The organism is Aquimixticola soesokkakensis, from assembly GCF_900172375.1.
Taxonomy (GTDB): Bacteria; Pseudomonadota; Alphaproteobacteria; order Rhodobacterales; family Rhodobacteraceae; genus Aquimixticola; species Aquimixticola soesokkakensis.
In genome coordinates this window covers 1-9270 of the sequence record NZ_FWFS01000018.1, presented here as the reverse complement: position 1 = coordinate 9270, position 9270 = coordinate 1, and the positions used below count along the sequence as shown (strand labels likewise).

The 9270-nt window shown below is 62.4% G+C and carries 7 protein-coding genes and 1 riboswitch; of the genes, 1 reads left to right on the top strand and 6 read right to left on the bottom strand.

Going from position 1 to position 9270, the window contains the following annotated elements; translation table 11 throughout:
• Nucleotides 1-166: 166 nt before the first annotated feature.
• From AQS8620_RS16620 to AQS8620_RS16600, 5 genes are all read right to left on the bottom strand, one after another.
• Nucleotides 167-3466 (bottom strand): error-prone DNA polymerase, encoded by a 3300-nt coding sequence (locus tag AQS8620_RS16620; RefSeq protein WP_085838145.1) that lies wholly within the window; start codon nucleotides 3464-3466, stop codon nucleotides 167-169.
• The gene (locus AQS8620_RS16615) at nucleotides 3463-4914 is read right to left on the bottom strand and encodes a Y-family DNA polymerase (protein ID WP_085838144.1); all 1452 of its coding nucleotides are present in this window, start codon (nucleotides 4912-4914) and stop codon (nucleotides 3463-3465) included. The genes AQS8620_RS16620 and AQS8620_RS16615 overlap by 4 nt, the downstream gene beginning before the upstream one ends.
• Entirely contained in the window at nucleotides 4829-5263 is a 435-nt protein-coding gene (locus tag AQS8620_RS16610; RefSeq protein WP_306345915.1) for a hypothetical protein, read from the bottom strand. Before AQS8620_RS16610 ends, AQS8620_RS16615 begins: the two co-directional genes overlap by 86 nt.
• Before the next feature lie 277 nt (nucleotides 5264-5540).
• Nucleotides 5541-6173 (bottom strand): tyrosine-type recombinase/integrase, encoded by a 633-nt coding sequence (locus tag AQS8620_RS16605; protein WP_085838146.1) that lies wholly within the window; start codon nucleotides 6171-6173, stop codon nucleotides 5541-5543.
• Nucleotides 6174-6361: 188 nt separating this feature from the next.
• Nucleotides 6362-6916: a manganese efflux pump MntP gene (locus AQS8620_RS16600; protein ID WP_085838142.1), complete on the bottom strand. Its 555-nt coding sequence runs from the start codon at nucleotides 6914-6916 to the stop codon at nucleotides 6362-6364.
• Between the two features lie 3 nt (nucleotides 6917-6919).
• Nucleotides 6920-7084: riboswitch (yybP-ykoY riboswitch) on the bottom strand.
• A gap of 367 nt (nucleotides 7085-7451) precedes the next feature.
• Here AQS8620_RS16600 and AQS8620_RS16595 point away from each other — a divergent pair.
• A protein-coding gene (locus AQS8620_RS16595; protein WP_143267580.1) for an IS3 family transposase occupies nucleotides 7452-8590 on the top strand; the annotation gives its coding sequence in 2 pieces (ribosomal slippage) (nucleotides 7452-7749 and nucleotides 7749-8590; 1140 coding nt in all).
• A gap of 133 nt (nucleotides 8591-8723) precedes the next feature.
• On the opposite strand, the gene AQS8620_RS16965 is transcribed toward AQS8620_RS16595, so the two are convergent.
• On the bottom strand, nucleotides 8724-9194 hold the full coding sequence (locus tag AQS8620_RS16965) for a hypothetical protein (protein ID WP_143267579.1): 471 nt from the start codon (nucleotides 9192-9194) through the stop codon (nucleotides 8724-8726).
• Nucleotides 9195-9270: the final 76 nt, after the last annotated feature.

Below are 9270 nucleotides of genomic sequence, written 5' to 3'. Positions count from 1 at the left end.
GTCGTAAAACAGCTGCGCCGGTGCTTCTTGCCTGCCCATCATGCCGAAATCCTCCAATCCCCTCGTAGTCGAGTGAATCGAAAGACTTGCCGCAGCGCAACAAAGACTTTTTCAACAGCATGGGCGGGCAGCCGACATTCGATGGGAAGATCATGAACGGCAGCTTTTAGTGAAAATCCCGGCTGGGGAAGAGGCGTTTGGCCTGTTCGCGGGGGTGGTGGGCCGTGCGGCGCGGGCGGGGGGCGTCATCGGCGGGCGGGTGGGTTTGACCGACGATCGCGCCCATCGGGTGGCCAAGGTTGGACAGCCGCGCCGAGATATCTTCGATCCGGCTGGCGATCACATGGGTGACGATGCCTTCGCGCTGCAGCATGCCACTGACACGCAACAGCCGCCCGCCCATCACCGCATGGCGAAAGGTCGCGTAGACCTTGGGCCAGACCACCACATTGCATACCGCCGTCTCGTCCTCCAGCGTCAGGAACACGACACCCGATGACGTGCCGGGGCGCTGGCGGGTTATGACCAGCCCGCAGACGGTGACGCGCTGCAAGGGCGCGCGGATCAGATCGCTATGCTGGGTCAGGCCGGGGAGCGCGGGGCGCAATAGCTCCATCGGATGGGCGCGCAGCGTCAGGCGGGTGGCGATGTAATCCTCGACCACCTCCTCGCCCAGATGCATCTGCGGCAGCGCCACCACAGGCTCGCGCAGGCCCTCGCCATCAAGCGGGTCGGAAAATAGCGGCAGCGGCGCAGGCGCGCGGATCGCCTTCACGGCCCAAAGCGCATCGCGGCGGTTGAGCCCCATGCCGCTGAACGCATCCGCCTCGGCCAGCCGTTCCAGCACCGCAGGCGCGATCCCTGCGCGCAGCCACAAAGCCTCGGGGTCGGGGTAGCCATTGCCGCGCGCGGCCACGATCCAGCCCGCATCCTCGGCCCGCATCCCCTTGATCTGCCGGAACCCCAGCCGCAGAGCCAGCGCCCCGTCGCTGCGGCGTTCAAGGCTATTGTCCCAGCCCGAATGGTTCACGCAGATGGGCCGGACCTCGACCCCATGCTCGCGGGCATCGCGCACTAGCTGCGCGGGGGCATAGAATCCCATCGGCTGGGAATTCAGCAGCGCACAGGTGAAGATCGCCGGGTGATGGCATTTCAGCCAAGACGAGACATAGGTCAGCATGGCGAAGGCCGCGGCATGGCTTTCGGGAAAGCCGTAATCGGCGAAACCCTCGATCTGGGCGAAACAGGCCGCGGCCACCTCCTCGCTATAGCCGCGCGCGGTCATTCCGCGCAGGAAGCGGTCGCGATGCTCGCCGATCGTGCCCATGCGGCGGAAGGACGCCAGTGAGCGGCGCAGGCGGTCGGCCTCTTCGGGGCTGTAGCCTGCGCCGATCACCGCGATCTGCATGGCCTGTTCCTGAAATAACGGCACACCCAACGTTTTATGTGTCACGGCTTCCAGTTCGGGGCCGAAGGGCTCTGGGGCCTCAAGGCCCTGACGGCGGCGGATATAGGGTTTGACCATGCCGCCCTGAATGGGGCCGGGGCGGACAATCGCCACCTCGATCACCAGATCATAGAAGGTCTTGGGCTTCATCCGCGGCAGGAAATTCATCTGCGCACGGCTTTCCACCTGAAACACCCCGACCGCATCGGCGCGGGTCAGCATAGCATAGGTGGCCTTGTCTTCCTGCGGGATGGTGTCGAGCGTGTGGTGAATCCCCGCATGCTCGGCCAGCAGATCAAAGCTCTTGCGCAGGCAGGTCAGCATGCCCAAAGACAGCACATCGATCTTCAGGATGCCAAGCGCATCAATGTCATCCTTGTCCCATTCGATACAGGTGCGCCCCGCCATCGCGGCATTCTCGATGGGACACAGATCATCGAGCCGTCCCTGCGTGATCACAAACCCGCCGACATGCTGGCTCAGATGGCGCGGAAAGCCGATGATCTCGCGGATCAGGTGCAGTGTCAGCCCCAGCCGCCGGTCGGAAGGATCAAGCCCCAGCGCCCGCACGCGGTCCGGGTCGGCCCCGCCATTCGACTGCCCCCAGATATCGCCCGACAGCCGTGCGGTCAGGTCTTGGGAGAGGCCCATCACCTTACCCACCTCGCGGATGGCGGCGCGGGTGCGGAAATGGATGACGGTGGCGCAAAGCCCTGCACGTTCGCGGCCGTAGCGGTCATAGATCCACTGGATGATCTCCTCGCGGCGCTCATGCTCGAAATCGACATCGATATCGGGCGGCTCCTTGCGGTGGCGCGAGATGAAGCGCTCGAACACCATGCCGATCATATCGGGACTGACATCGGTGATGCCCAAGAGATAACACAGGATCGAATTGGCCGCCGAGCCGCGCCCCTGACACAGGATGCCGCGACGCCGTGCCTCGGCCACGATATCATGCACGGTCAGGAAATAGGGCGCATAGCCAAGTTCCGCCACGGTGCCCAGTTCCTTGGCCATCAGCAGATGCACCCGCTCGCTCGCGCCCTGCGGATAGCGGCGTTTCAGCCCCTCGCGCGCCAACCGGTCCAGCCGCGCCTGCGGGGGTTCGCCCATCGTCCCCTCATCGGGATAGTCATAGCGCAGCTCTGACAGATCAAAGCTGCAGCGCCCCGCGATCTCCAATGTGCGCTTGAGTGCCGCCGGATGATGGCGGTAGAGCCGCGCCATATCGCTCGCGCCCTTCAGGCGGCGTTCGCCATTCAACAGCGCCCGCGTGCCGATTTGGTCGATGGTGATCCCCGCGCGCAGGCAGGTCAGCACATCGGCCAGCGGGCGGCGGGCGGCGCGGTGCATCAGCACATCACCCACCGCCACCATCGGCGTGTTGCAGCGCAACGCCTGCGCGGCGCAGGCGCGAAACCATGCCTGATCACTGCCATCATAACGCGGCGCGGCCCCCAGAAAGACATAGCCCGGATAGCGCCGCGCCAGCCGCTGCAACGGCATCTGGGCGGCCTCCAGATCTTCGGGTGGCAGCGCGATCAGGATCATCCCGCGACAGCCCGCCTCCAGATCGGCCAGATCCAGATCGCAGCCGCCTTTTTCGGCCCGCCGCTTACCTAAGGTCAAAAGGCGAGACAGCCGCTCATAGGCGGCACGGTCGGTGGGCAGCGCAACCCAGTCCACCGGACAATCGCGCAACACCAGCCGCGCGCCCACGATCAGCCGGGGCAAGCGCGGGGCTTTGGGCGCGGGCAGATCCTGCGGCTTGCCCACCTCTTGGCGCGAACAGCTATCGACCTGATGCGAAGACCGCACGCGCAGGCTTTCGGTCAGGTCCTCGCGCAGGGATTTGAGCGCCGAATAGGCCCGCACAACCCCCGCCAGCGAATTGCGGTCGGTGATGGCAATGGCCTGAAGCCCCAGTTCCGTGGCCCGCAGAACCAGTTCCTCGGGGTGGGAGGCCCCTGTGAGGAACGTGAAATTCGAGGTCACGCACAGCTCGGCATAATTCATGCAAATTCTCCCTGCACATACCAGCCGGGCTTTTGCGGCGTGTAAAACAGCCACAGCCTGCGGCCCTCGCGCGTGTCGATCTTCCAGTAATCGCGCAGCCCCGAAGCCCATGCCGGATCCTCGCGCCACCATTCCGGCGCGATCCGTTCGGGGCCCGTGGCGCGTCCGGTGGTAAAGGCCATCCGCCGCCAGCGAAAGCGCGCGGGCGGCTCCGCCCCTTTGGCCATGATCGGCTCGGGCGGAAACAGGGTGATCGGGCGTGGACGCGGCACCTGCCAGCCGCTGGCGGGCAGGCTATGGGTGGCAGGCACGGTCAGAAAGCTGCGCTCGGGGATATGGCTGTCGGTCGGCTGGAAACGCTGGATATTCTCCAGCCCGATCCGTGTGCCGATCCGCGTGATCAGATCGTTCAGCCGGTCCGCGCCATGATCGGCGCTGCCGATCTGCTGCACGGCCAGTGGCTCGACCTGCACCGCCTCCAGCCGCAACATGTCGATGCCAAAGCCGGCTTCGACCGTGTCGACCCCGCGCTGGAACAGGGGCAGGATGCGGGCGGCATCGCGCATGGGTGCTGCCAGACGCAGCTCCACCTGCTGGCTGGCCTGATCGACGCGGCGCAGCGTCAGCATCAGCCGCCGCGCGCCCATATGCTGCGCCAGAAGCTTGGTGCAGAGCGGCTTCAGCAAGCGTTCGGTCACACCCATCACATCGCTCACCAGCCCGATCGGTTCGGGCAGGGTCATGCGGGTGGCGTAATGCGGCGACTCGGCTTCGGGGGTGACAGGCTCGGGCACCGCGCCCATCGCCTGATCCAGCCGTAACAGCAGTTCCGGCCCGAAGCGGCGGGCCAGCGGCGCGCGGGCGGCGCCTTGCAGATCGCCGATTGTGCGCAGGCCAAGCCGCTGCAGCGCGGTGACGGTCTCTGTGTCGACCCGCAGCGCCGCTACCGGCAGCTGCGCCAGATCGGCCCCCTCGCCATAATGCGCCCGCGCCCAGGCCGCACCGCGCGTGGCGCCCAGCCCCAGCCGCAGCGCGACACCCGCCCGCGCCATGGCCGCGCGCATATCCTCAAGCATGGCCTCTTCGCCGCCCCAAAGATGGGTCGATCCGGTCACATCCAGCACCAGCCCATCCTCGCCCTCGCGCCCGACCCAAGGGCAATAGCGCATCGCCCAGCGGCGCAGCACGCCCAGAAACCGCGCATCCAGGTCGGGGCGCGCGGGCTCTATGCGCAGTTCGGGGCAAAGCGCGCGGGCATCGGCAAGGCTCATGCCGCGATGCAGGCCCAGCGATTGCGCCGGGTCATTCAGGCAATAAATGCGCTCGGCATTTCCCTCCTTGCGGATCAGTGCAAAGGGGGGCTCACTCGGGCAGCCCCGCAGAACCCGGTTGGAGGCCAACCGGGGGAACCACATGCAGATGATGCGTCTGCGGGTCCCAGCGAACATACCAGACTCCAAGTGTTCCCGATTTGTTCTTGATACTTTCCCAGCGCATCAGAGTCGAGTCTTCCCGATCCGGATCAAAGACGGGCGTCGCGCGCCAACGGGTCTCGGCGGCGTTCGACCCCATGCCCTCGGGGATGATGCACAACCCCGTCGTGCCGCCTGCTTTCGCCGCCAGTTGCAGCCTGCGCCCTTCGCGTAGATCGAGCGGTCGGGTGATCTCGAGGATGACAAAGGGCGCCGCCCCGTCTTTCAGTGCCTCTTCGGCCACAGCCAGCGCGTCAATCTGACTGGCAGGCCGCGCGAGAAGGATGCCCGATGGCGCGCCATAGGCCTCCATCCCCTGCGGCAAAACGATATCCGCCAGCCATGCCTCCCTGATCCAAAACGCCTGCTTGCCGGCACATAGCGCCGCAAACGCAAAGGCCGCCGGCCCACAAACTTCGTGGACCCGTGTCGACCGTAAGAAGGGTTGAGGTTTCAAAGAGAGGCGCATCGGGGCATTGTAAGGCCAAAGCCCTGCAACTCCAAGGATGGTGCAGAACCTGATTTCAGGCTCTGCAAGCAGACGTTTATAATGTGGTTTGCGAAGGTCCGGAAAGGGCCGTCAGTCACGACGGCCCAAAGGGTCAGATTTCTATGGTCTCGGCGAGTGTCAACGCATCTTCGAGCTCGACTCCAAGATATCTCACGGTGCTATCCATCTTGGTGTGGCCGAGCAGGAGCTGGACGGCACGCAGGTTGCCGGTCTTCTTGTAGATCTGCGTCACTTTTGTGCGCCGCATAGAGTGTGTGCCATAAGCGCTGGCTTCGAGGCCAATCGACGTCACCCAGTTGCGGACGATCCGGGCGTATTGGCGGGTCGAGATATGCAGCCGTTCGTGAAAGCGGCCAGGCCATAGGTACTCGGAGCCAATCATCAGAGGCTCTCGCATCCATCGTTCGAGAGAGCTACGCGTGCCTTCCGACATCTCGAACCGCACCGGCTTCTTCGTCTTGCTTTGCAGCACGGAAGCCCGTTCCTTGATCTGGCCCGCTGCCATGATGTCGACGACCTTCATCTTGACCAGGTCGCAGCCGCGCAACTTACTATCTATCGCTAGATTGAACAGCGCCAGATCCCGATGGTTTTCCGCAAGTTCAAGCCTGACCCTGATCGCCCAAACGTGTTTCGGCTTAAGCGGTCTCTTCTGGCCGACGATGCGGCCCTTATTCCAAGCGGTACGACGTGCGCGAATGGCGGGTAAGTTTGGTATGTCCATGACGGATCCTCCGATCCGCCACGCCCTCCCCATCGACAACACGATGCTGACATCGCATCATACCATAAAATGCCGCGCGGCGGCTGATGGCCGCTTCGAGCCCATTTTGACGAATGCCGCTCGTGACGCGAAATCGGATGGTGAAGGTCGGCTCAGCGTGACGTGCTAGACTTTACCGACTGTATCGATCACGCGGCGGATAAATGCTCCCAAAGGATCAAGGAACCGAGGCCCACCAATGCGGCGCCACCAATGATCTCTGCGATGCGACCGAAACGACGTCCAACAAATCGTCCGACGAGAAGGCCGGTCGAACTCATCAACATCGTGGTCGCACCTACAGCGAGCGCGATTACGAAGATGTTGACCTGAAGAAAGGCCAACGATACCCCTACGGCCATCGCGTCGATGGACGTCCCGACAGCTGTCACGATGGTCTTCCACATCGATGTTGAGGCTGCCTCCTCATCGGATGCTCCCGCATGCAGCGCCATGTGCAACCCGACACCCGACAGCAGGATGAAAGCGATCCAGTGATCAACCGCCGCGACATATTGTGACGCGGCCATACCGACGCCCCAGCCAATCAGGGGTGTCAGGGCTTCGATGAAGCCGAAAATCATGCCGGTGCGTAGGGTATGGCCGAAGCTGGGACGAGGCCCGGAGGCCCCTTTGCCAACCGACGCGATGAAGGCATCGACAGACATGGAGATGGCAAGCACGCCGATTGAAATCGGAGACATTTGGGATCCTCAGGGCTGAACCGGGCGATGCACGGACCCCGCCCGCAGGATCCCCACGCCACGGTCTCGCAAAGTCTCTTTGGACCGAGCACGCCACGCGGATGAGCCGCGAATATGTTGACGTGCTCTCATCATCGCTGATGATCGCTACTCCCCGATACCCTGAACATAGTGTGCATAAAGGACATGGTCAACATTTTGCCGGTCATTCAGGTTGACCGACGTTCTGAGGCGAAAATCCGCTTTTGAGTATCGACAGAGATACTCTCGGCACCCACTGCAGGCTCAGAGCAGGCTGCGCCCATGCAGCGAACGGCGGAAAAGTCCGCAAAGCGGTCATAGGCACCCTCAATTTGCTGCGCCGACAATCATGTCCGCTTCGGGGAAGCTGCATTGCGGCGAAGCTGATTGTTACGGACGGCAGCTTTGGGCCGTGAACGACGGTCGCTGCGGCTGATCTGATCCCCGCAAACTGGACCGATTGAATCTGGAGTTTTCCGCTACGATTTCCTGGCTGGGAGAGGAGCGGAATCATATGAAGGCATCAAAGTTTACGAACGCGCAGAAGGCGTTCATCATCAAGCAGGGGGAGGAAGGCACGCCGGTTGCCGAGATCTGTCGCAAGGCGGGGATCAGCCAGGCGACCTACTTCAACTGGAAGAAAAAATATGCAGGCCTGCTGCCACACGAGATGAAGCGGCTGAAGCAGCTCGAGGATGAGAACAGCCGGCTAAAGAAGATCGTGGCAGACCTGACGCTGGACCGTGAGATGGCGAGCCTTTGTCCGCCATCGGTCCGAGGACAATGGCGAGCGGACGTTATCCGCCGAAAGATCTGAGGCCTGGTCGCATGCGCGAACTCGTTCGTGGGATGTGCAGTGATTGGGCGGTGTCGATCCGGACGGCCTGTGGCGCCATCGGATTTGACCGCTCGACGTATCATTACAAGTCCCGACGCACCGATCAGGCCGCGATCGAGAAACGGATCAAGGAGATCTGCGAGCCCCGGGTGCGCTATGGCTATCGGCGCGTCCATGTGCTCCTGGATCGAGAGGGTTGGGGCGTCGACGTCAAGAAAGTTTATCGTATTTACAGGGAGTTGGGGATGCAACTCAGGAACAAGACCCCGAAGAGGCGGGTGAAGGCGAAACTGCGCGATGACCGTGCTGAGGCCGTCGGTCCGAATGATGTCTGGGCGATGGATTTCGTCCATGACCAGCTGGCGACGGGCAAGAAGCTGCGGGTTCTGACCGTTGTCGACACCTTCTCGCGATACGTGCCGGTGCTCGACGCGCGGTTCAGCTATCGCGGTGAGGACGTGGTTGCGACACTAGATCGGGTGTGCCGTGGAACCGGCTATCCCAAGACGATCCGGGTCGGTCAGGGCAGTGAGTTCATCTCGCGTGACATGGACCTCTGGGCCTATCAGCGCGGCGTCACCCTCGACTTCTCGCGCCCCGGCAAGCCGACGGACAACGCCTTCATCGAAGCATTCAATGGCAGGTTCAGAGCGGAATGCCTGAACACCCACTGGTTCTTGACGCTTGCGGATGCAGCCGAAAAGTTGGAGGCTTGGCGTAGATACTACAACGAGGAACGGCCACACGGCGCGATCGGTAACAAATCCCCGATCATGCTGACAAAATCGGGGGACACCACCAGCCTGTCACCCTGATCGAAGCCGGAAAACTCTCGCCAAGGGCGGTCCAGCGTTGGGGGGCGGATCAGTGCCCCAAGGACTCCGCCCAGAGATGGAGGGAACTTGGGGCTCAGGTCAACAGCTTTCGCGGACGAAGTAGAGGAGGGGCTCAGTTTGCCTCGCGCTCTGTTGCCGTAAGGCCTCGTATTTTGCGGGGTGCAGTCATAGAACTGATGGGACCGCTTTTTTGTCTGTGCGGAGAACTGCGCTCCCACAAATCCACCAAAATATGTATTGGTTTCTGAACTTTACACAAGTGCTTCACTTTGCGGAGATATAAATGGATGGCGGCCAAGTCTTCGGTTACCAACGTTGAAGATGCGCGATAAGGTGTCGCGATGAAGATGAGCAAGGCGCCGTTGCCCATCTCTACGATTTGCGCTTGGGAAGACAGCAGAACTGAGGCCGATCCTTTATGAACCCCGTTGAAATCGAGCAGGCCATTTCTGATCTTGCGCGCGCGCCCTTCGATGGCGCCCAATTCCCATTTGCTTTTCTGGAAGGTTTCGGGCGCAAGCCCACCGAGATCTGTGAACCGGCATGCAAGATTGACCCCAGTATTGGGGTAATCGGCGTCCAAAAGTGACCCCCCTGATATTTCTGATTTGATGCTTTCTCAGTTGCATGAGGGAGCGCGATGGAGATGTTGGTTGTGG

Coding starts and splice junctions, on each gene's coding strand:
- AQS8620_RS16620 (WP_085838145.1), bottom strand. CDS start 3,466: ATGAATTATGCCGAGCTGTGCGTGACCTCGAATTTCACGTTCCTCACA.
- AQS8620_RS16600 (WP_085838142.1), bottom strand. CDS start 6,916: ATGTCTCCGATTTCAATCGGCGTGCTTGCCATCTCCATGTCTGTCGAT.
- AQS8620_RS16605 (WP_085838146.1), bottom strand. CDS start 6,173: ATGGACATACCAAACTTACCCGCCATTCGCGCACGTCGTACCGCTTGG.
- AQS8620_RS16615 (WP_085838144.1), bottom strand. CDS start 4,914: ATGTTCGCTGGGACCCGCAGACGCATCATCTGCATGTGGTTCCCCCGG.